The 21,300-nt window shown below is 72.6% G+C and carries 15 protein-coding genes; 4 read left to right on the top strand and 11 right to left on the bottom strand.

The window, feature by feature from the left end:
• Positions 1-238 precede the first annotated feature (238 nt).
• Positions 239-628 (top strand): rodlin, encoded by a 390-nt coding sequence (locus IH25_RS0112985; RefSeq protein ID WP_030607898.1) that lies wholly within the window; start codon positions 239-241, stop codon positions 626-628.
• 80 nt (positions 629-708) lie between these two features.
• Here IH25_RS0112985 and IH25_RS0112980 read toward each other — a convergent pair whose 3' ends face one another.
• From IH25_RS0112980 to iolC, 8 genes are all read right to left on the bottom strand, one after another.
• Positions 709-1,563: an ABC transporter permease gene (locus IH25_RS0112980; protein ID WP_030607895.1), complete on the bottom strand. Its 855-nt coding sequence runs from the start codon at positions 1,561-1,563 to the stop codon at positions 709-711.
• Positions 1,560-4,211: an alpha/beta fold hydrolase gene (locus IH25_RS0112975; protein ID WP_030607892.1), complete on the bottom strand. Its 2,652-nt coding sequence runs from the start codon at positions 4,209-4,211 to the stop codon at positions 1,560-1,562. Before IH25_RS0112975 ends, IH25_RS0112980 begins: the two co-directional genes overlap by 4 nt.
• A 196-nt stretch (positions 4,212-4,407) precedes the next feature.
• Positions 4,408-5,883 carry an APC family permease gene (locus tag IH25_RS0112970; RefSeq protein ID WP_245172777.1) on the bottom strand — a complete coding sequence of 492 codons (1,476 nt, stop codon included), beginning with the start codon at positions 5,881-5,883 and terminating at the stop codon, positions 4,408-4,410.
• A 423-nt stretch (positions 5,884-6,306) separates the two neighbouring features.
• Positions 6,307-7,809 carry a CoA-acylating methylmalonate-semialdehyde dehydrogenase gene (gene mmsA / locus IH25_RS0112965; protein ID WP_030607887.1) on the bottom strand — a complete coding sequence of 501 codons (1,503 nt, stop codon included), beginning with the start codon at positions 7,807-7,809 and terminating at the stop codon, positions 6,307-6,309.
• Positions 7,810-7,827: 18 nt separating this feature from the next.
• A complete protein-coding gene (gene iolD / locus IH25_RS0112960; protein ID WP_030607884.1) occupies positions 7,828-9,708 on the bottom strand; it encodes a 3D-(3,5/4)-trihydroxycyclohexane-1,2-dione acylhydrolase (decyclizing) in 1,881 nt (626 codons plus the stop codon).
• A complete protein-coding gene (iolB, locus tag IH25_RS0112955) occupies positions 9,705-10,523 on the bottom strand; it encodes a 5-deoxy-glucuronate isomerase (protein WP_030607881.1) in 819 nt (272 codons plus the stop codon). Before iolB ends, iolD begins: the two co-directional genes overlap by 4 nt.
• A gap of 7 nt (positions 10,524-10,530) precedes the next feature.
• Entirely contained in the window at positions 10,531-11,409 is an 879-nt protein-coding gene (locus IH25_RS0112950; protein ID WP_030607879.1) for a Cgl0159 family (beta/alpha)8-fold protein, read from the bottom strand.
• Between the two features lie 191 nt (positions 11,410-11,600).
• On the bottom strand, positions 11,601-12,551 hold the full coding sequence (gene iolC, locus IH25_RS0112945; protein ID WP_030607876.1) for a 5-dehydro-2-deoxygluconokinase: 951 nt from the start codon (positions 12,549-12,551) through the stop codon (positions 11,601-11,603).
• A gap of 280 nt (positions 12,552-12,831) precedes the next feature.
• Here iolC and IH25_RS0112940 point away from each other — a divergent pair, with 280 nt between their 5' ends.
• Positions 12,832-13,032 carry a helix-turn-helix transcriptional regulator gene (locus tag IH25_RS0112940; protein ID WP_030607873.1) on the top strand — a complete coding sequence of 67 codons (201 nt, stop codon included), beginning with the start codon at positions 12,832-12,834 and terminating at the stop codon, positions 13,030-13,032.
• An 82-nt stretch (positions 13,033-13,114) separates the two neighbouring features.
• Here IH25_RS0112940 and IH25_RS0112935 read toward each other — a convergent pair whose 3' ends face one another.
• Complete coding sequence (locus IH25_RS0112935; RefSeq protein ID WP_030607869.1) at positions 13,115-14,164, bottom strand: zinc-dependent alcohol dehydrogenase family protein; 1,050 nt, start codon at positions 14,162-14,164, stop codon at positions 13,115-13,117.
• 146 nt (positions 14,165-14,310) lie between these two features.
• Here IH25_RS0112935 and IH25_RS0112930 point away from each other — a divergent pair, with 146 nt between their 5' ends.
• Positions 14,311-14,529 carry a heavy-metal-associated domain-containing protein gene (locus IH25_RS0112930; protein ID WP_030607866.1) on the top strand — a complete coding sequence of 73 codons (219 nt, stop codon included), beginning with the start codon at positions 14,311-14,313 and terminating at the stop codon, positions 14,527-14,529.
• Positions 14,530-14,614: 85 nt separating this feature from the next.
• Entirely contained in the window at positions 14,615-16,867 is a 2,253-nt protein-coding gene (locus IH25_RS0112925) for a heavy metal translocating P-type ATPase (protein ID WP_030607863.1), read from the top strand.
• A 656-nt stretch (positions 16,868-17,523) separates the two neighbouring features.
• Here IH25_RS0112925 and IH25_RS0112920 read toward each other — a convergent pair.
• Positions 17,524-18,813: a citrate synthase gene (locus IH25_RS0112920; RefSeq protein ID WP_030607859.1), complete on the bottom strand. Its 1,290-nt coding sequence runs from the start codon at positions 18,811-18,813 to the stop codon at positions 17,524-17,526.
• A 197-nt stretch (positions 18,814-19,010) separates the two neighbouring features.
• The gene (gene recD2, locus IH25_RS0112915; RefSeq protein WP_030607856.1) at positions 19,011-21,266 is read right to left on the bottom strand and encodes an SF1B family DNA helicase RecD2; all 2,256 of its coding nucleotides are present in this window, start codon (positions 21,264-21,266) and stop codon (positions 19,011-19,013) included.
• Positions 21,267-21,300: the final 34 nt, after the last annotated feature.

Here is a 21,300-nt window from a genome sequence, read left to right as displayed (position 1 = left end):
CCTTTCCTCGTAGCGACGCATGCCCTACGGCCTCATCAACCCGGCGCGACGGGAATGGTTCCGCCTATTCACTCGGTTGGCTCCCGGCCGTTTGGAAGGTGACGGCAGCCGCCAATCGGAAAAACGCACCAGCAGCCCGGGGTATCGGCCGACGGGGTGAACGGCAGAAACCATGCGGGGAAGAGGGAGTTGACCAATGCGCTCCGGTGGACGGGGTTTTCTCAGAAAGGACTGGCCAGTGATCAAGAAGATTGTTGCCACCGCGGCCGTCGCCGCCTCGGCCGTGGGCGCCTCGGCTGCCGTGGCACCGCAGGCGCTGGCGATCGGCAACGACAGCGGCCCGACCGCCGCCAACGGCAACGGCGCCTGGCAGAGCTACGGCAACTCGGCCACGTACGGGAACATGAGCCCGCAGATCGCCCTGATCCAGGGCTCCTTCAACAAGCCGTGCATCGGTCTGAGCGACATCAGCGTCCCGGTTCTCAACATCGTGCCGATCAACGACCTGCCGATCCTGTCGGACGACATGACGCAGCAGTGCACCGAGAACTCCTCGAACGTCAAGCGTGACGGCGCGCTGGCGCACCTGCTGGAGGACGTATCGATCCTGTCCCTGAACGGGGAGTGAGGCAGCCGGTCCCGCGCTGGGGCCAGGAGCGGGCCACCGGGGATTCCCGGCGGCCCGCTCCGGCGTGTCCGGGGCGGGCGCTAGGAGACGACGTCCTTGCGGGAGAAGGTCCGGAACGCCAGGGCGAACAGCACCAGGGCGTACGTCACGGACAGCGCGGCGCCCTGGATCATGCCGGACCACTCGGGGGTCGGCTGGACGGCGTCCGCCCAGGCGAACTGCCAGTGCGCGGGCAGGAAGTCGCGCCAGTGGCCGAGGGCGGTGACCGCGTCCAGGACGTTGCCGACGATGGTCAGGCCGACCGCGCCGCCGACCGCGCCCAGCGGGGCGTCCGTCACCGTGGACAGCCAGAACGCCAGTGCCGCGGTGACCAGCTGGGACACGAAGATGTAGGCCACGGCCACCAGGAGCCGCTGGGCCGCCGTCCCGGTGTCCAGCGCGCCGCCGGTGGGGATCCGCAGCGGGCCCCAGCCGTAGGCGGCCGTGCCGGCGGCGAGCGCCACGAGCGGCAGCAGCACCATCGCGGCGAGGGACAGCCCGAGCGCCACGACGAGCTTGGACCACAGCAGCCGGGCGCGGGGCACGGGCGCGGCGAGCAGATAGCGCAGCGAGGACCAGCTCGCCTCCGAGGCGACCGTGTCCCCGCAGAACAGGGCGACCGGGATGACCAGCAGGAAGCCGGCCGACACGAAGAGGCTGACGGCGGCGAAGTTGGCGCCGGAGGCGGTGGCCGTGTCCATCAGGGTGACCCGGTCGCCGCGGCCGCCCGGGTCGCCGCCGACCGCGAAGGCGATCAGCAGCACGAACGGCAGCACGGCCAGGACCGCGCCCATGACCAGGGTGCGGCGCCGCTTGAGCTGACGGACCAGCTCGACCCGCAGCGGCAGGGTGCGCCCCGCCTGATAGCCGGAGGCGACCTCGGTGAGGGTGCTCATGCGGAACCTCCGATCAGGGTGAGGAAGGCGTCTTCGAGGCGGCGGTGCGGGCCGACGGAGGCGACCGGCAGCTCCAGCCGCACCAGCTCGGCGACCAGCCGTTCGGCGGTGCCGCCGGGGGCGAGCCGGACCAGCAGCCCGTCGTCGGTGCGCACGGCGGAGGCGACGCCGGGCAGCGCGGCCACCTTCTCCACCACCGGCTCCTCCACGGGCCGGGCGGTGCCGACCAGCAGGGTGTCGCCGGAGCCGACGATGTCCCGTACCTCGCCGGCCCGTACCAGCCGGCCGCGGTCCATCACGACCAGGTGGGTGCAGGTCTGCTCGACCTCGGCGAGCAGATGGCTGGAGACGATCACCGTGCGGCCGCCGGCCGCGTAGCGGATCATCACCTCGCGCATCTCGCGGATCTGGGGCGGGTCCAGGCCGTTGGTGGGCTCGTCCAGGATGAGCAGGTCGGGCAGGCCGAGCATGGCCTGGGCGATGGCCAGGCGCTGGCGCATGCCCTGGGAGTAGGTGCGCACCGCGCGGGCCAGGGCGTCGCCGAGCCCGGCGATCTCCAGGGCCTCGTCGAGGTGGGCGTCCTCGGGCGGGCGGCCGGTGGCCCGCCAGTACAGCTCCAGGTTCTCCCGGCCGGACAGGTGGGGCAGGAAACCGGCGCCCTCCACGAAGGCGCCGACCCGGGAGAGCACCGACGCGCCGGGCCGGATGGCGTGCCCGAAGACCCGGATCCCGCCGTCGTCGGGGCGGATCAGGCCCATCAGCATGCGCAGGGTGGTGGTCTTGCCCGCGCCGTTGGGCCCGAGCAGTCCGAGGATCTGGCCCTTCTCCACCCGGAAGGACAGGTCCCGGACGGCGTACCGGTCGGTGGATTTGGCGTAGCGCTTGCTCAGGCCCTCGATGACGAGGGGGACCTCGGCCAGGTCCGGGTCGGGGGCGGGGGCGGCCGTGCGGCGGCGGGCGGTGAGCAGCAGGGCGAGGGCGGCGGCGGCACCGGCCGCGGGCAGCCACCACACCCAGGCGGGCAGGGGCGCGGCGGCGGTGGTGACCTCGGGCGCCGTCGGCACGCTCAGGTCCGACTTCAGGGAGACGGTGTAGGTGGCCGGGGCGGCCGGTGAGGCGTAGCCGAGGTCGGTGGAGGCGAGAACCAGGCGGAGCCGGTGGCCCTTGCGCACCTCGTGGTCGATCGCCGGGAGGGTGACGGTGACGTCCTTGCCCGTCTTCGCGCCGGTCACCCGGAACGGGGTGACGAGCTGGGCGGGCAGGACCGGGCCGCCGCCGTCGGGGCCGATGTCGTAGACCTTGCCGAACAGGACGGCGTCGTCGCGGGTGGAGGTGAGGTGCACGGTGGCCGTCGGGGTGCCGGTGATCCGCAGGTCGCGGGTGAGCGGTGCCGAGTCGAAGCGCGCGTACTGGCCGGGGAAGTCCACGGAGAGGCCGACGCCGAGCGCGGACAGCCGGGCCAGGCCGGCGGAGGCGCCGAGGCCGGGCAGCGCGGAGACGCCGGGCGGGGTGGCGCCGGCCGGGTTGGCGACACGCTGGGCGGGGCCGGTGAGGGCGAGGGCGCGCGGGTGGTCGCGCAGGCCGGGGTAGTCGTCGGCGCTCGCACCGCGCAGCCGGGCCGTGCCGTCGGTGGAGTCGACGCCTCCGGTGCGGCTGATCCGGAAGGCCGGTCCGGTGTCGGCGTCCTTGTCGCCCTTCAGGTAGCGGTCGAACCAGGCACGCGTGCGTGCCTCGATCCGGGCGCTCTCCATGTCGCCGCCGTCGTGTCCGCCGGCGATCCAGTCGACGGCGACGGGGGCGCCGTTCGCGCGGATGGCCCGGGCGGCGGCGTCGGCCTGGTCGAGGGGGAACAGGGAGTCCGTCTGCCCCTGGACGAGCAGGGTGGGCACCTTGACGCGGTCGCCGACGGCGGACGGCGAGCGCTGTGCCAGCAGGGCGCGGGCGGCCGGGTCGGGGGTGCCGGAGGCGGCGACCCGCTCGTACATCCGGCACAGTTCGGGCTGGAACCTGGCGCAGCCGCCGCCGGTGTTGACGAAGACGCCGGCCCACAGCTTCTTGAACACGCCGTTGGGGAGCAGGGCGTCGGCGAGGTTCCAGTAGGTGATGGCCGGGGCGATGGCGTCGATCCGGCGGTCGTGTCCGGCGGCGAGCAGGGCGACCGCGCCGCCGTAGGAGCCGCCGGCCACGCCCACGCGCGGGTCGCCGGGCCGGTCGAGCCGTACCTCGGGCCGCTTCGCCAGCCAGTCGAGGAGCCGGGAGACGTCGGCGACCTCGGCCTTGGGGTCGTTCAGGCCGATCTTCCCGGTGGAGCGGCCGAAGCCGCGCGCGGACCAGGTCAGGACCGCGTACCCGGAGCGGGCCAGGTCCTCGGCCTGCCGGCGCATGTCGTCCTTGCTGCCGCCGAAGCCGTGCGCGAGCAGTACGGCGGGGTGGCGGCCGGTGTCGGCCGGGGTGACGTAGGAGGTGTCCAGGCGTGCTCCGTCGACCGCGAGGACCTGGTCGCTGCGGCGCACGGCACGGGTGTCGTCGGAGGCGACGGCCGCCGTCCACGTCCCGGCACCGGCGAGCACCAGGGCGGCGGCCACGGCGGCGACGAGCCGGCGCGGCCGCCGCCGGGGCGTCCGGGGCGCGCGAGGTCGAAGATCCATGCGTCAACGGTACGGGGCGGCACCGACAAGCGCCGCTGCCGCCGGGGGGAGGGGTGCACCCTCCCTGCGGCGTACGGAGGCGTGTGCGCGTACCGCGCCCGCGGTACGGGCGCGGTACGGGTGGCGGGCCGGCGCGGTACGGGTGGGGGTCCTCGTGGCCCGGTGCGCGGTTTCCCGCGCGCCTACGGGGCGCTGCTCAGGCCCGCGCCTCTCCCGGGACCGGGGCCGGCTCGGCCGGGCCGGCCTGGGCCGGGATGGTGGCCAGGGTGTCCGCCGGGTCCGTGATCCGCGCGTCCTCGGGGATGGACACCAGCCAGCGGGTGTCGCGGCGGGGCCGCAGGTACAGGGCCCAGTACAGGGTGGCGACGGCGGTGATGCCGCCGGTCCACAGCAGGTAGCTCGCCTCCTGCTGGGTCAGGATGTAGGCCAGGACGGCGATGAGCAGGACCGGCACCGCGGGCCACAACGGCATCCGCCAGGCGGGCGTGTGCCGGTGGGAGCCGCGGCGGGCGAGCAGCGCGGCGACCGCGACCAGCAGGTACATGCCGGTCACCGAGACGCCGGTGACGCCGTAGAGGGTGTCGAGGTTGACGAAGCAGAGCACCGCGCCGGGGACGCCGACGGCGAGGGTGGCCACCCAGGGGGAGCCGAAGCGGCCGAGCCGGGAGAAGACGGTGTTGACCGGGCCGGGCCAGGCCTTGTCGCGGGCGGAGGCGAACAGCACGCGGGAGTTCTGGATCACCATGACGATGCCCGCGTTGATGATGGCGAGGGCCACGCAGAGGCTGACGAAGGTGCCGACCGCGGAGTTGGACCAGGCGGTGACCATGGAGCTGATGTCGCCGCCGGTCAGCTCGGAGAGGTCGGAGGCGCCGAGGGTGATGGCGGCGACCGGCACCAGGATGACCACGGTGGAGATGGCGAGGGTGGCGAGGACCGTGCGGGCGACGTTGCGGCGCGGGTTCTCCAGTTCCTCGGAGAGGTAGACGGCGGTGGAGAAGCCCTGGGTGATGAACAGGGCGATGGCGAGACCGGAGACCACCAGCATGGCCGTCACGGTGTCCGTGTGGCCGTGTTCGCCGGCCACCTGCATCGAGACCAGGCTGCCCATCCCGCGGTGGCCGTGCGAGAAGCCGAGCACGGCGACGACACCGGCGGCGATGACCTCCAGGACCAGGAAGATGCCGGTGATCCAGGCGTTGGCGCGCAGGTCGAGCAGGCCGGCGAGGGTGGCGAGCAGCATCACGCCGGCGCCGGTCATGGACGGGTCGAGGTGGACGATCGGGGCGAGGTAGTCCGCCGTGCCCATCGCGATCACCGGCGGCACGATCATGACGACCAGCAGGGAGAGCACGAAGACCAGCCAGCCCGCGAGCCGTCCGGCCATCGTGGACACCATGGCGTACTCGCCGCCCGCGCTCGGGATGAGCGTGCCCAGTTCCGAGTAGCAGAACGCCACGGCGATGCACAGCAGGGAGCCGATGGCGATGGTCAGGGCGGTGGCGGTGCCGAGGGAGCCGAACAGGTCGGGAACCACGACGAAGAGCGTGGAGGCGGGCGTGACGCAGGACAGTGTCAGCAGGGTGCCGCCCACGACACCGATGGAGCGCTTCAGCCCGGGGGCGGGGGCTGTCGCGGCGTCGGCCACGGTCTTGTGGTGGGTGTCGGTCATGTGGCGGTTCCGATCGACTGGTGCGAGTGCGGGTGGGCTCGGGAGCGCTATCGCCTCCGGCGGATCGTCGAATGTTCGGTCTCGTCCGCTCCCGGCGCTGCATAGAACCCCGACGAAAACCCCCACGTCAATGGCCGTTTACCTTCGGAATCCGCACGTCCGCTTTTCCGTGGGCGGCATCGCTTTCCCAGGCCGTTACGCCCTACAGGTGCATCCATCAAGCCCGAACCCGATGTGACCTTGCTTTCAAAGGCGCTATCGCGGCAACCCCTTCGTCGCCCGTTTCGTCCGCACTGCACGGGAACCGCAGCGAACGTTTCAAAAAAATGTCAGGCGTCCGCTATCCGGACGGGCTCGCCGGAGGGCCCCGGACACACCGGTGCCCCGCCCGCCGCCATGCGGAGGACGGGGCACCGGGCCGGCTCAGTGGTTGCGCGGGAAGCCCAGGTCCACGCCCGCCGGGGCGTCGGCCGGGTCCGGCCAGCGGGTGGTGACGACCTTGCCGCGGGTGTAGAAGTGCGTGCCGTCGTTGCCGTAGATGTGGTGGTCGCCGAAGAGCGAGTCCTTCCAGCCGCCGAAGGAGTGGTAGCCCACCGGCACCGGGATCGGCACGTTCACGCCGACCATGCCCGCCTCGACCTCCAGCTGGAAGCGCCGGGCCGCGCCGCCGTCCCGGGTGAAGATCGCGGTGCCGTTGCCGAACGGCGAGGCGTTGATCAGCGCCAGGCCCTCCTCGTAGGTGCCGGCGCGCAGCACGCACAGCACCGGGCCGAAGATCTCGTCCTGGTACGCCTTGGCGGTGGTCGGCACCCGGTCCAGCAGCGAGATGCCGATCCAGTGGCCGTCCTCGAAGCCCTCCACCGTGTACCCGGTGCCGTCGAGCACGACCTCGCAGCCCTCGGCGGCGGCACCGGCGACGTAGGAGGCCACCTTGTCCCGGTGCGCCTTGGTGATCAGCGGGCCCATCTCGGACGCCGGGTCGTTGCCGGGGCCGATCTTGATCTTCTCGGCGCGCTCGCGGATCTTCTCCACCAGCGTGTCGCCGATGGAGCCGACCGCCACGACCGCCGAGATGGCCATGCAGCGCTCGCCGGCCGAGCCGTAGGCCGCGCTCACCGCCGCGTCGGCCGCCGCGTCCAGGTCGGCGTCCGGCAGCACCAGCATGTGGTTCTTGGCGCCGCCGAGGGCCTGCACCCGCTTGCCGTGCGCGGAGGCGGTGGCGTGGATGTGCCGGGCGATCGGGGTGGAGCCGACGAAGGAGACGGCCTTCACGTCCGGGTGCTCCAGGAGCCGGTCGACGGCCACCTTGTCCCCGTGGACGACGTTGAAGACACCGTCGGGCAGACCGGCCTCGGACAGCAGCTCGGCGATCCGCACGGACGCGGACGGGTCCTTCTCGCTGGGCTTGAGCACGAAGGTGTTGCCGCAGGCGATGGCGATCGGGAACATCCACATCGGGACCATCGCCGGGAAGTTGAACGGCGTGATGCCCGCGACGACGCCGAGCGGCTGGCGGATCGCGGCCACGTCGACCCGGCTGGCGACCTGCGTGGACAGCTCGCCCTTGAGCTGGACGTTGATCCCGCAGGCCAGGTCCACGATCTCCAGGCCGCGCGCGACCTCGCCGAGCGCGTCGGAGTGCACCTTGCCGTGCTCGGCGGTGATCAGCTCGGCGATCTCGTCGCGGTGGGCGTCCAGCAGCGCCCGGAACCGGAACAGGATGGTGGTGCGCTGGGCCAGCGAGGACTGGCCCCAGGCGGCGAAGGCGTCCTTGGCCGACGCGACCGCCGCGTCCACCTCCTCGGCCGACGCGAACGCGACCTTCGTCGTCACCGCGCCGGTCGCCGGGTCGGTGACCGGCCCGTACGCACCCGACGCGCCCTCGACGGACTTGCCGCCGATCCAGTGGTTGACGATCTTCGTCATGTCCGGGGACTCCTTACTTCACAGATGGCGGCGTCGGGTGGAGACGTGCCGTTCGTACAGCTCGCGTGCCTTGACCGCGGACGGGCGGGTCGCGGTCGCGGCCACGGGAACATCCCACCAGGCCTGGGCGGGCGGCGCGCCCGACACAGTGTCGGACGTTTCGGTCTCCACGTAGACACATGTGGGGACGTCCGCGGCGCGCGCCTCGCCGAGCGCCGCCCGCAGCTCCCCCACGGTTCCCGCGCGCAGCACCCGCATGCCCAGGCTGGCCGCGTTGGCGGCGAGGTCCACGGGCAGCGGGGCGCCGGTGTAGGTGCCGTCCCCGGCCGGATAGCGGTAGGCGGTGCCGAACCGCTCGGCGCCCACCGCCTGGGACAGCCCGCCGATGGAGGCGTAGCCGTGGTTCTGCAGCAGGACGAGCTTGATCGCCACCCCTTCCTGCACGGCCGTCACGATCTCCGTCGGCAGCATCAGATACGTGCCGTCGCCGACCAGCGCCCACACGTTCCGCTCCGGCGCGGCGAGCTTCACCCCGAGCGCGGCCGGGATCTCGTAGCCCATGCAGGAGTAGCCGTACTCCAGGTGGTACTGGTCCGCCGACCGGGCCCGCCACAGCTTGTGCAGGTCGCCGGGGAGCGAGCCGGCCGCGTTGACGATGATGTCCGACTCGTCCACCAGCGCGTCCAGCGCGCCGAGGACCTGCGGCTGGGTCGGGCGGGCGGCGGGGTCGGGGGCCGCGAAGCAGGCGTCGACGGTCCGCTCCCAGCGGTCCTTGGCCTCGGTGTACTCCGCGACGTACTCCCCCGCCACCCGGTGGCCGTGCATCCGCACCCGCTCGGTCAGTTCCTCCAGGCCGCTCCGCGCGTCCGCGACCAGCGGGAGCCCGGCGAGCTTGTGGCCGTCGAAGGGGGCGATGTTGAGGTTGAGGAAGCGGACGTCCGGGTTCTCGAAGAGGGTGCCGGAGGCGGTGGTGAAGTCGGTGTAGCGGGTGCCGACGCCGATCACCAGGTCCGCGGTGCGGGCCAGGCCGTCGGCGGTCGCGGTGCCGGTGTGCCCGATCCCGCCGACGTCCTGCGGGTGGTCGTACCGCAGCGATCCCTTGCCGGCCTGGGTGGAGGCGACCGGGATGCCGGTGGCCCCGGCGAACTCGGCGAGGGCTCTCTCGGCGCGGCTGTGGTGCACCCCGCCGCCGGCGACGATCAGCGGCCGGCGTGCCGCGCGGACCGCCTGGACCGCCTCGGTCAGCTCGGCCGCGTCCGCGCCGGGCCGCCGTACGGTCCACACCCGCTCGGCGAAGAACCGCTCCGGCCAGTCGTAGGCTTCCGCCTGCACGTCCTGCGGCAGGGCGAGGGTGACCGCGCCGGTGTCCACCGGGTCGGTGAGCACCCGCACCGCCTGGAGGGCGGACGGGATCAGGGCCTCGGGGCGGGTGATCCGGTCGAAGTACTTCGACACCGGGCGCAGGGTGTCGTTGACCGACACATCGCCCGCGTACGGCACCTCCAGCTGTTGCAGGACCGGGTCGGCGGGGCGGGCGGCGAAGACGTCGCCGGGCAGCAGCAGCACCGGAAGGTGGTTGATGGTGGCGAGGGCGGCGCCGGTGACCAGGTTGGTCGCGCCGGGGCCGATGGAGGTGGTCACCGCGTGGGCGGACAGCCGGCCCGACTGGCGGGCGTAGCCGACGGCCGCGTGCACCATCGCCTGCTCGTTGCGGCCCTGGTGGTACGGCATGAGCTCCGGGTACTCGACCAGCGCCTGGCCGATCCCGGCGACGTTGCCGTGCCCGAAGATGCCCCACATGGCGCCGATCAGCCGCCGCCGGGTGCCGTCCCGCTCGGTGTACTGGGCGGCCAGGAAGCGGACCAGCGCCTGGGCGACGGTGAGCCGGATCGTCGTCATCGGTACCCCCCGGTGGTGTGGTCGGGGTGGAAGCGGATGAGCCACTCCCGGCCGTCCCCCGGACCCGCCATGACGTTCAGGTAGTACATGTCGTGCCCGGGCTGGGCGATGGACGGGCCGTGCCAGCCGTCGGGGACGAGGACGGCGTCGCCGGAGCGGACCTCGGCGAGCACGTCCGCGCCGCCCTCGCGGGAGGGGGACACCCGTTGGTAGCCCAGGCCGCCGGGGCCGTCGATCTCGAAGTAGTAGATCTCCTCCAGCTCCGACTCCTCGCCCGGCCGGTGCTCGTCGTGCTTGTGCGGCGGGTACGAGGACCAGTTGCCGCCGGGGGTGATCACCTCCACGGCGATCAGCCGGTCGCACGCGAAGGCGTCGGCGGCGGCGAAGTTGCGCACCCGGCGGGCGCAGGTGCCGCTGCCGCGCTCCTCGACGGGGACCTCCGGCGCGGGGCCGTAGCGGGCGGGGAGTCGTCGCTCGCACTTCGCTCCTGCCAGGGCGAAGCGGCCTCCCGCGCCGGAGGCGATCTGGACCCGGGCATCCCGGGGGGCGTACGCGAAGTCGGTGACGTCCGCGAACACGCCCTTCCGGCCCAGGAGTTGGAACTCTTCCTGCTCCGTTTGTACGGTACATCCGCCTTCCAGCGGAAGCACGATCCACTCACTGTCGCCGGTGGCGAAGGCATGGCTGCCGCCGGGCGGCAGCTCCACGACCCGCAGACTGCTGTACGTCCAGCCGGCCGCCTCGGGGCCGATGTCGACGGCGTACCGGGCGTTCGCGGCCGTGCCGCTGGGCAGATGCAGACCGGTGCTTCTCATGCGCCCCTCACAGCAGTCCCGCGGCGGTGTCCACGGCGGCGGCCACGTCGCCGTCCGCCGGGTACAGCAGCGAGCGGCCCGCCACCAGGCCGCGCACGGTGGGCAGGCGCAGCGCGCCGCGCCACCTGTCGTAGGCGGCGGCCCTCTCCGCCGGGGAGTCGCCGATGTCCCCGCCGAGCAGCACGGCGGGCAGCGTGGAGGTCCGCATCACCCGGGCCATGGCGTCGGGGTCCTCGGTGACCGGCACCTTCAGCCAGGTGTAGGCGGAGGTGCCGCCGAGGCCGGAGGCGATGGCGATGGCCCGGGTGACCGCCTCGGCGGAGAGGTCGTTCACCAGCGCGCCGCCGGGGCCGCGCCGGCTGATGAACGGCTCCACGAACACCGGCAGCCGGCGGGCCGCCATGGCGTCGATGACCCGGGCGGCGGTCTCCAGGGTGGCCAGGGAGCCCGGGTCGGTGTAGTCGACGCGCAGCAGCAGCTTGCCCGCGTCGAAGCCGAGCCGCTCGATGTCCTCGGGGCGGTGGCCGGTGAACCGGTCGTCCAGCTCGAAGCTGGCCCCGTGCAACCCGCCGCGGTTCATGGAGCCCAGGACGACCTTGTGCTCCAGGGCGCCGAGCAGCAGCAGGTCGTCCAGGATGTCGGCGGTGGCCAGCACCCCGTCGACACCGGGCCGGGACAGCGCGAGGCACAGGCGGCCCAGCAGGTCGGCCCGGTCGGCCATGGCCAGCCGCCGGCCGCCGACGTCGAGGGAGCCGCGGGCCGGGTGGTCGGCGGCGACGATCATCAGCCGCCCGCCGTCGTCCAGCAGGGGGCGGCGGGCCCGCCGCGCGGCGGCCTCGGCGACGGCCTCGGGGTGCCGGGCCCGGATCCGGGCCAGCTCGGCCACGTCGACCCGGGACCCCGGAGGGCCTGCGTCCGCGACGGCCGGGGCACGAGCCGCGCGCCGGCCGAGGGTGCTTGCGCGGGGAGCGGTCTCACCGGGGCCGGCCTGGCGCTCGGGCGTCTCCTCGGGCGCCGTGGCCCCGGGCCCCGTGCCCGCGCCGCCCTCGGCGTGGGTGCCCGTGACCCGGCCGGCCCTCACCGGACCGCTCCGGCGTCGAGCGCGGCGGCCACCTCGGCGGGGGTCGGCATCGCGGAGGAGCACTCCAGGCGGGAGGCGACGATGGCACCGGCCGCGTTGGCGTGCCGCATCACCGTCTCCAGGTCGTGCCCGGCCAGCAGGCCGTGGCAGAGCGAGCCGCCGAAGGCGTCGCCGGCGCCGAGCCCGTTCAGGACGGTGACGGGCAGCGGCGGGACCTCGGCCGTCTCGCCCGCGCGGCTGACGGCGAGGACGCCCTTGGGTCCCTGTTTGACGACGGCCAGCTCCACCCCGGCGTCCAGCAGGGCGCGGGCGGCGGCGTGCGGTTCGCGCGTCCCGGTGGCGATCTCCACCTCGTCCAGGTTGCCGACGGCGACGGTGGCGTGGCGCAGGACCTCGGCGTAGTGGGGGCGGGCGGTGCCGGGGTCCGCCCAGAACACGGGGCGCCAGTCCAGGTCGAAGACGGTGATGCCGGTCCTGGCCCGGTGGGCGAGGGCCGCGAGGGTCGCCGTACGGCTCGGCTCCTCGCTCAGCCCGGTGCCGGTGACCCAGAAGATCCGGGCCGCCGCGATGGCGTCCAGGTCCAGTTCGTGGGGGTGGATCTCCAGGTCGGGGGCCTTGGGCCGGCGGTAGAAGTACAGCGGGAAGTCGTCCGGCGGGAAGATCTCGCAAAAGGTGACGGGGGTGGGCAGGCCGGGGACGGGGGTGACCCAGCGGTCGTCGACGCCGAAGCCGCGCAGGGCCTCGTGGAGATAGGTGCCGAACGGGTCGTCGCCGGTGCGGGTGATCACGGCGGTGCGGCGGCCGAGCCGGGCCGCGGCGACCGCGACGTTGGCCGCGGATCCGCCGAGGAACTTGCCGAAGGTCGTGACCTGGGCGAGCGGGACGCCGGCCTGGAGCGGGTAGAGGTCCACCCCGATCCGCCCCATGGTGATCAGGTCGTAGGCCATCGGCTTCCCTTCGTCATGGCTCTCCCGGCTTTCTAGCCCGCACACGGAACCCTGTCAACGTTTTGTCCGGACATACGGACGACCCCGCTCCGGTACGCGACCGCCCGCCTTCGCATGGATGCCCTGTGTGGCGGGTTCGTCACAAACACCGCCCTCCTGTCACAGATGTCACGCCTGTATGGGTTCTCGGTCACAACCCGTCGACAGTCGCCCCCGGTCGTCACTCACCGTCGCCCCCGCGCCCAGGCTGGGTGACCACATCACAGGGAGGTAACGGCTCATGACCGACCGGAGACTCTGGTCCTACAAGGAGATCGCGGCGCACATCCGGGTGCGGCCGGACACCGTGCGGTCCTACCGCAAGCACGGGCACCTGCCCCCGCCCGACCACGTCGAGGGCGGCAGGCCCTACTGGTACGCCGACACCGTCCGCGCCTGGGTCGCCGCGCGCCCCGGCAACCGCCGGCGCGGAGCCGGCTGACCACCCGGGCGCGCCGGCCGCGGGCCCGGCCGGCACCGGGTACGTGAGCCGCGGCTCCGGGGCCCGTCCGGCACCGGGCACCTCAGCCGCGGCTCCAGGGCTCGACCACCGTCACGCCCGCCCCCGTCGCCGTACCCATCGCCGCGAGCGCCGCCGGGGCCGCGTGAAGCGGGATGGTCCGGGTCACCAGGAGGTCGGGGCGCAGGACGCCGGTGCGGACCAGGTGGAGCATGCCGGGGTAGGCGTGGGCGGCCATGCCGTGGCTGCCCAGCAGTTCGAGTTCCAGGGCGATCGCGCGGGCCAGCGGGACCGGGGTGGTGCCGTCGGCCGAGGGCAGCAGGCCGACCTGGACGTGCCGGCCGCGGCGGCGCAGTCCGTTCACGGAGGCGGCGCAGGTGGCGGGCGAGCCGAGGGCGTCGAGCGAGAGGTGCGCGCCGCCGCCGGTCAGCTCCCGGACGGCGGCGGCCGGGTCGGGCACGCCGGTCGCGTCCAGGCACGCGGCGGCGCCGAAGGCGCGGGCCAGTTCCAGGGCCCCGGGCGAGATGTCGACCGCCACCACCCGGGCGCCCGAGGCCGCCGCGATCATCACCGCCGACAGGCCGACCCCGCCGCAGCCGTGCACCGCGACCCACTCCCCGGCCGCCACCCGGCCCTGCTGGACCACGGCCCGGAAGGCGGTGGCGAAGCGGCAGCCGAGGGCGGCCGCGGTGGTGTACGCCATGTCGTCCGGGAGGGCGACGAGGTTGACGTCGGCGTGGTCGAGGGCGACGTACTCGGCGAAGGAGCCCCAGTGGCTGAAGCCGGGCTGGGTCTGCCGTTCGCACACCTGCTGGTCGCCCGCCGCGCAGGGCCCGCAGGTGCCGCAGGCGCAGACGAACGGCACGGTGACCCGGTCGCCGGGCCGCCACCGGGTCACCCGGGCGCCCACCGCCTCGACCACCCCGGCGAGTTCGTGCCCCGGCACGTGCGGCAGCGTGATGTCCGGGTCGTGCCCCGCCCAGCCGTGCCAGTCGCTGCGGCACAGGCCGGTGGCCTCCACCCGGACGACCACGCCGTGCGCCGCCGGCTCCGGGTCGGGCACCTCCCGTATCCCGGCCGGCTTTCCGTACTCCTCGAAGACCACGGCTCGCATACCCGCTCCTTTCGGGAACCCGAAGGAAGGCTAGACGCTCCGGGGAGTCGCTTGGCTTCATACCCCCTAGGGGTATACAGTACGGGTATCGGGGTTCCTCCGGGCACCCCACAGGCCCCACCCGCGCCTCGACGAGGAGTAACGACATGACCACCGTCACCACCGTCTACAAGGTCACCGGCATGAGCTGTGGCCACTGCGAGGGCTCCGTCTCCGAGGAGATCTCCCGCATCGCGGGCGTCAGCTCGGTGAAGGCGGTCGCGTCGAGCGGCGAGGTGACCGTCGTGTCCGCCGCCCCGCTCGACGAGGAGGCCGTGCGCGCCGCCGTCGACGAGGCCGGCTTCGAGCTGGCCGGCCAGGCCTGAGCACCACCCCCCGATCCCCGACCGGGCCGTGCCGACCAGCTGATACTGGATCCGTACGGCCCGGTCCGATGTCTGGAGTCCGGACATGACCAGCACCACCGCCAAGCCGCCGGCCACGGAACCCGGCACCGAACAGGTCGAGCTGCTCATCGGCGGCATGACCTGCGCGTCCTGTGCCGCCCGGGTGGAGAAGAAGCTCAACCGGATGGACGGCGTGAGCGCCACCGTCAACTTCGCCACCGAGAAGGCCAAGGTCACCTTCGCCGACGGCATCGAGGTCGCCGACCTGATCGCCACCGTCGAGAAGACCGGCTACACCGCCGAGGAACCCCGGCCGCCGGAGCCCGAGCCCGAGACCACGTCGACGGACTCCGGGCGGGACGCCGAACTCGGCGAGCTCGGGCACCGCCTGCTCGTCTCCGCGCTGCTCGCCGCGCCCGTGGTCCTGCTCGCGATGATCCCCGCGCTCCAGTTCGACAACTGGCAGTGGCTCTCGCTCACCCTGGCCGCGCCGGTCGTCGTCTGGGGCGGCGCCCCCTTCCACCGGGCCGCCTGGACCAACCTCCGGCACGGCGCCGCCACCATGGACACCCTCGTCTCGGTCGGCACGCTGGCCGCGTTCGGCTGGTCGCTGTGGGCGCTGTTCTTCGGCGACGCGGGCACGCACGGCATGCACGACGAGTTCCGGCTCACCGTCTCCCGGATGGACGGCTCCTCCACCATCTACCTGGAGGTCGCCTCCGGGGTCGTCGCGCTGATCCTGCTCGGCCGCTATCTGGAGGCCCGCTCCAAGCGCCGCGCCGGAGCCGCCCTGAAGGCCCTGATGGAGCTGGGCGCCAAGGACGTGGCGGTGCTGCGGGACGGGCGCGAGGTGCGGGTGCCGGTGTCCGGCCTGGCCGTGGGCGACCGGTTCGTCGTACGGCCCGGCGAGAAGATCGCCACCGACGGCACGGTGGTCGAGGGCATCTCCGCGGTGGACGCGTCCATGCTGACCGGCGAGTCGGTGCCGGTGGACGTCGGCCCCGGCGACCGGGTCACCGGCGCCACGGTCAACGCCGGCGGCCGGCTGGTCGTGGAGGCGACCCGGGTCGGCGCGGACACCCAGCTCGCCCGGATGGCCCGGCTGGTGGAGGACGCGCAGAACGGCAAGGCCGAGGTGCAGCGGCTCGCCGACCGGATCTCCGCCGTCTTCGTCCCGGTGGTCATCCTGATCGCGCTCGGCACCTTCGGCGTCTGGCTGGCGGTCACCGGGGACACGGTCGCCGCGTTCACGGCCGCCGTCGCCGTCCTGATCATCGCCTGCCCCTGCGCGCTGGGCCTGGCCACGCCGACCGCGCTGATGGTGGGCACCGGGCGCGGCGCCCAGCTGGGCATCCTGATCAAGGGCCCCGAGGTGCTGGAGTCCACGCGCCGGGTGGACACGGTCGTCCTGGACAAGACCGGCACGGTCACCACGGGCCGGATGAGCCTGCAGGACGTGTACGTCGCCGAGGGCGAGGACGAGAAGGAGCTGCTGCGCCTCGCGGGCGCCCTGGAGCACGCCTCCGAGCACCCGGTGGCCCGCGCCATCGCGTCCGGAGCCGAGGAACGCGCCGGGGCCCTGCCGCCGGTCGGGCACTTCGAGAACGTGCCCGGGCGGGGCGTGCGCGGGCGCGTGGACGGCCGCGAGGTGGCCGTGGGGCGGCTCTACGACGAGCTGCCGCCGGAGTTGGCGCGCGCGGCCCGGGAGGCCGAGCAGCAGGGCCGTACGGCCGTCGTGGCCGGCTGGGACGGACGGGCCCGCGGGGTCCTCGCCGTCGCCGACGCGGTCAAGGAGACCAGCGCCGAGGCCATCCGCGAGCTGCGCGGGCTGGGCCTGACGCCGGTACTGCTCACCGGGGACAACCGCACGGTCGCCGAGGCGGTCGCCGGAGCCGTCGGCATCGACCCGGGGAACGTGTACGCCGAGGTGCTGCCCGAGGACAAGGTGGACGTCGTACGGCGGCTCCAGCGCGAGGGCCGGGCCGTGGCCATGGTCGGCGACGGCGTGAACGACGCCGCCGCGCTGGCCACCGCGGACCTGGGCCTGGCCATGGGCACGGGGACGGACGCGGCGATCGAGGCCGGCGATCTGACGCTGGTGCGCGGGGACCTGCGGGTGGCCGCGGACGCCATCCGGCTGTCCCGCCGGACGCTGGCCACCATCAAGGGCAATCTGGTGTGGGCCTTCGGCTACAACGTGGCCGCGCTGCCGCTGGCCGCCGCCGGGCTGCTCAACCCGATGATCGCCGGGGCCGCGATGGCCTTCTCCTCGGTCTTCGTGGTGACCAACAGCCTGAGGCTGCGCGCCTTCCGGTGAACGGAAGCCGAATTTCGGAATCGATCCTCCGATCCCCCTGGAGTCCTGCGCGAGCCTCACATAAGCTCTTCACAAGCCTCGCGCATCTTCCTTACGCTTGGGCCTCGATTGCCATATCGGGGCTCTTGTGTACGTAAGGGACATATGCAAGAGACGCACATCACAGTGATGCGAACGTAACCATCGAAGGGGTTCGAAGGTCTAAGTTGGCGATTGTCAGGCCGACGTCTTGGGGGGCGTCGACTGGCGTCTGGGGATGTCTTGGGGGACTTTCCCAGAAGGGGGTACCTCCCGGCTCGCACGATGTTGAGAGCTTGGGGGAGCGTTGCCGGGGCACGTACACCGGGAAGCTTTGAGCGGCCCTCCCAGCGTGCGCTGTCCCGGCAGACCGCACCGCATCACTGGAGTACGGCGGGTTCGCCCGCGCGTGCTCAGACAGCGAATTCAGGCGCTGTCCTCTCCGAGCGCCCGGCCGGATCCCGTGGGGGGAATCCGCACCGGGACATGGGAAGGCGCCCTGGTCGTCGGCCCGTGGGGGGACCGGCGACTCGGGGCGCCTTCCACCTTTTCTGACGCTTCTTCGCCTCGCGCGGGCGATCACTTCCGAGCGCCGGACCGGGACCCGTCCGCCTGGACGGGCCCCGCGCCCGATGCGCTCAGCGCTCCTCGACCGGGACGAAGTCGCGCTCGACCACGCCGGTGTAGATCTGGCGCGGACGGCCGATGCGGGAGCCCGGCTCCTTGATCATCTCGGTCCACTGGGCGATCCAGCCCGGCAGCCGGCCGAGGGCGAACAGGACCGTGAACATCTCGGTCGGGAAGCCCATGGCCCGGTAGATCAGACCGGTGTAGAAGTCCACGTTCGGGTAGAGCTTGCGCTCGGTGAAGTAGTCGTCGGAGAGCGCGTGCTCCTCCAGCTTCAGGGCGATGTCGAGGAGCTCGTCCTCCTTGCCCAGCGCGGAGAGGACATCGTGCGCGGCGGCCTTGATGATCTTGGCGCGCGGGTCGAAGTTCTTGTAGACCCGGTGGCCGAAGCCCATCAGGCGGACGCCGTCCTCCTTGTTCTTCACCTTGCGGATGAAGGTGTCGACGTCGCCGCCGGAGTCGCGGATGCCCTCCAGCATCTCCAGCACCGACTGGTTGGCGCCGCCGTGCAGCGGGCCCCACAGCGCGTTGATGCCGGCCGAGATCGACGCGAACATGTTGGCCTGCGAGGAACCGACCAGGCGGACCGTGGAGGTCGAACAGTTCTGCTCGTGGTCGGCGTGCAGGATCAGCAGCTTGTCCAGCGCCGAGACCACGACCGGGTCCAGGTCGTACTCCTGCGCCGGGACCGAGAAGGTCATGCGCAGGAAGTTCTCGACGTAGCCGAGGTCGTTGCGCGGGTAGACGAACGGGTGGCCGATCGACTTCTTGTACGCGTACGCGGCGATGGTCGGGAGCTTGGCGAGCAGCCGGATCGTGGAGAGGTCGCGCTGCTTCTCGTCGAACGGGTTGTGACTGTCCTGGTAGAAGGTGGACAGCGCCGAGACGACCGAGGACAGCATCGCCATCGGGTGGGCGTCGCGCGGGAAGCCCCGGTAGAAGTTCTTGACGTCCTCGTGCAGCAGCGTGTGCCGCGTGATGTCGTTCTTGAACGCCGTCAGCTGGTCGACGGTGGGGAGCTCGCCGTTGATGAGCAGGTACGCCACCTCGAGGAAGGTGGAGCGCTCGGCCAGCTGCTCGATGGGGTAGCCGCGGTAGCGGAGGATGCCCGCCTCGCCGTCGAGGTAGGTGATCGCGGATTTATAGGCGGCCGTGTTGCCGTACCCGCTGTCCAGGGTCACCAGACCGGTCTGGGCGCGCAGCTTCCCGATGTCGAAGCCCTTGTCGCCGACGGTGCTGTCGACCACCGGGTAGGTGTACTCGCCGTCGCCGTACCGCAGTACTACATAGTTGTCGCTCACGTCTTCCCTCACCGACGTAGTGCCTCATCTTCGAGGTGCCCTGACTGTCTCTACCATCCCCCATTTGGCTCAGGAGAGTGCACTCGGGGTCGACCATTGGGCCTATTGACGGCACTCAGTGCCGCCAGCCTGCCCATCCTGCCCCCTTCGCGGGGGTTGCGGAAGTGCTCTGTGACCTTCACGACTCGTTTGATCGATCATTTTGTGCCGAGCCGGAAGTCCAGGGCCGTACAGCGCCGTCCGGCCGACACCGTGCGCACCGCCTGGCCGATCGCCTTGCGCGATCCGACGAGCACGACCAGCCGCCGGGCCCGGGTGACCGCCGTGTACAGCAGGTTGCGCTGGAGCATCATCCATGCCCCCGTCGTGACGGGAATCACCACGGCGGGATACTCGCTGCCCTGCGAACGGTGGATGGTCACCGCGTACGCGTGGGCCAGTTCGTCCAGTTCGTCGAATTCGTACGGCACCTCCTCGTCCTCGTCGGTCAGTACCGTCAGACGCTGGTCGACCGGGTCGAGCGAGGTCACGACGCCCACGGTGCCGTTGAAGACACCGTTCTTCCCTTTTTCATAATTGTTGCGGATCTGGGTGACCTTGTCGCCGACGCGGAAGACCCGGCCGCCGAACCGCTTCTCCGGCAGATCCGGGCGGCCGGGCGTGATGGCCTGCTGGAGCAGGCCGTTGAGCGCGCCGGCGCCGGCCGGGCCACGGTGCATCGGCGCGAGCACCTGCACGTCCCGGCGCGGGTCCAGCCCGAATTTGGCGGGAATTCGCCGGGCGGCGACGTCCACGGTGAGCCGTCCGGCGGCCTCGGTGTCGTCCTCCACGAACAGGAAGAAGTCCTTCATCCCGTCGGTGAGCGGGTGCTGCCCGGCGTTGATGCGGTGCGCGTTGGTGACCACCCCGGACTGCTGGGCCTGCCGGAAGACCCGGGTGAGCCGGACGGCGGGGACGGGGCCGCCGTCGGCGAGCAGGTCCCGCAGCACCTCTCCGGCGCCGACGCTGGGCAGCTGGTCCACGTCCCCGACGAACAGCAGATGGGCGCCCGGGGGGACGGCCTTGACCAGCTTGTTGGCGAGCAGCAGGTCCAGCATGGAGGCCTCGTCCACCACCACCAGGTCGGCGTCCAGCGGGCGGTCGCGGTCATAGGCCGCGTCGCCGCCGGGCTTCAGCTCCAGCAGGCGGTGCACGGTGGACGCCTCGGCGCCGGTCAGCTCCGCCAGCCGCTTGGCCGCGCGCCCGGTCGGGGCGGCCAGCAGCACCTTGGCGCGCCGGGCCCGGGCCAGCTCCACGATCGAGCGGACGGTGAACGACTTGCCGCAGCCCGGCCCGCCGGTGAGGACGGCGACCTTCTCCGTCAGCGCCAGCTTGACCGCCGCCTCCTGCTCGGACGCGAGGTCGGCGCCGGTACGGGACTTCAGCCAGCCGAGCGCCTTCGCCCAGTCGACGTCCCGGAAGCCCGGCATCCGGTCCTCGTCGGTGCGCAGCAGCCGCAGCAACTGGCCGGACAGGGAGAGTTCGGCGCGGTGAAAGGGCACCAGGTAGACGGCGCTGACCGGCTCGTCGTCGCCGTCGGGGCCGGGCACCTTCTCCCGTACGACGCCGGGGTCGGCGCCGTCCTCGGGCGGCTCGGCCAGCTCGGCCAGGCACTCGATGACCAGTCCCGTGTCGACCTGGAGCAGCTTGACGGCGTCGGCGATCAGCCGCTCCTCCGGCAGGAAGCAGTGCCCCTGGTCGGCGGACTGCGACAGCGCGTACTGCAGGCCGGCCTTCACGCGCGCGGGGCTGTCGTGCGGGATGCCGACCGACTGGGCGATCTTGTCGGCGGTGAGGAAGCCGATGCCCCAGACATCGGCGGCGAGCCGGTACGGCTGCTCCTTGACGACGGAGATGGACTCGTCCCCGTACTTCTTGTAGATCCGCACGGCGATGGAGGTGGACACTTCGACGGTCTGGAGGAAGAGCATGACCTCCTTGATCGCCTTCTGTTCCTCCCAGGCGTCGGCGATCTTCTTCGTGCGCTTCGGGCCGAGTCCGGGCACCTCGATCAGGCGCTTCGGCTCCTCCTCGATGATCCGCAGGGTGTCGAGGCCGAAGTGCTGGGTGATGCGGTCGGCGAAGACCGGGCCGATGCCCTTGACCAGCCCGGATCCCAGATAGCGGCGGATGCCCTGGACGGTGGCCGGCAGGACGGTCGTGTAGTTCTCCACGTGGAACTGCTTGCCGTACTGGGGGTGCGAGCCCCAGCGGCCCTCCATGCGCAGGGACTCCCCCACCTGGGCACCGAGCAGCGCGCCGACCACCGTGAGAAGGTCGCCGGCGCCCCTGCCCGTGTCGACCCGGGCGACGGTGTAGCCGTTCTCCTCATTGGCGTATGTGATGCGCTCCAGCACGCCTTCGAGGACGGCGAGACGCCGTTCACCGCTGGAGTTCCCCGCCTGTCGGTCCATGATCCGACGGTACCGGCGGGGTCTGACAGGCCGC

It is taken from the genome of Streptomyces achromogenes subsp. achromogenes (genome assembly GCF_000720835.1).
Lineage (GTDB): Bacteria > Actinomycetota > Actinomycetes > Streptomycetales > Streptomycetaceae > Streptomyces > Streptomyces achromogenes.
Note: the sequence above shows the minus strand (reverse complement) of the source record. Positions and strands in the feature narration are given on the sequence as shown.

Bases quoted from the DNA above. Each gene is read 5' to 3' on its own strand.
- IH25_RS0112980 (WP_030607895.1), bottom strand. From the start codon at position 1,563: ATGAGCACCCTCACCGAGGTCGCCTCCGGCTATCAGGCGGGGCGCACC.
- IH25_RS0112975 (WP_030607892.1), bottom strand. From the start codon at position 4,211: ATGGATCTTCGACCTCGCGCGCCCCGGACGCCCCGGCGGCGGCCGCGC.
- IH25_RS0112970 (WP_245172777.1), bottom strand. From the start codon at position 5,883: ATGACCGACACCCACCACAAGACCGTGGCCGACGCCGCGACAGCCCCC.
- mmsA (WP_030607887.1), bottom strand. From the start codon at position 7,809: ATGACGAAGATCGTCAACCACTGGATCGGCGGCAAGTCCGTCGAGGGC.
- iolD (WP_030607884.1), bottom strand. From the start codon at position 9,708: ATGACGACGATCCGGCTCACCGTCGCCCAGGCGCTGGTCCGCTTCCTG.
- iolB (WP_030607881.1), bottom strand. From the start codon at position 10,523: ATGAGAAGCACCGGTCTGCATCTGCCCAGCGGCACGGCCGCGAACGCC.
- iolC (WP_030607876.1), bottom strand. From the start codon at position 12,551: ATGGCCTACGACCTGATCACCATGGGGCGGATCGGGGTGGACCTCTAC.
- IH25_RS0112940 (WP_030607873.1), top strand. From the start codon at position 12,832: ATGACCGACCGGAGACTCTGGTCCTACAAGGAGATCGCGGCGCACATC.
- IH25_RS0112935 (WP_030607869.1), bottom strand. From the start codon at position 14,164: ATGCGAGCCGTGGTCTTCGAGGAGTACGGAAAGCCGGCCGGGATACGG.
- IH25_RS0112930 (WP_030607866.1), top strand. From the start codon at position 14,311: ATGACCACCGTCACCACCGTCTACAAGGTCACCGGCATGAGCTGTGGC.
- IH25_RS0112925 (WP_030607863.1), top strand. From the start codon at position 14,615: ATGACCAGCACCACCGCCAAGCCGCCGGCCACGGAACCCGGCACCGAA.
- recD2 (WP_030607856.1), bottom strand. From the start codon at position 21,266: ATGGACCGACAGGCGGGGAACTCCAGCGGTGAACGGCGTCTCGCCGTC.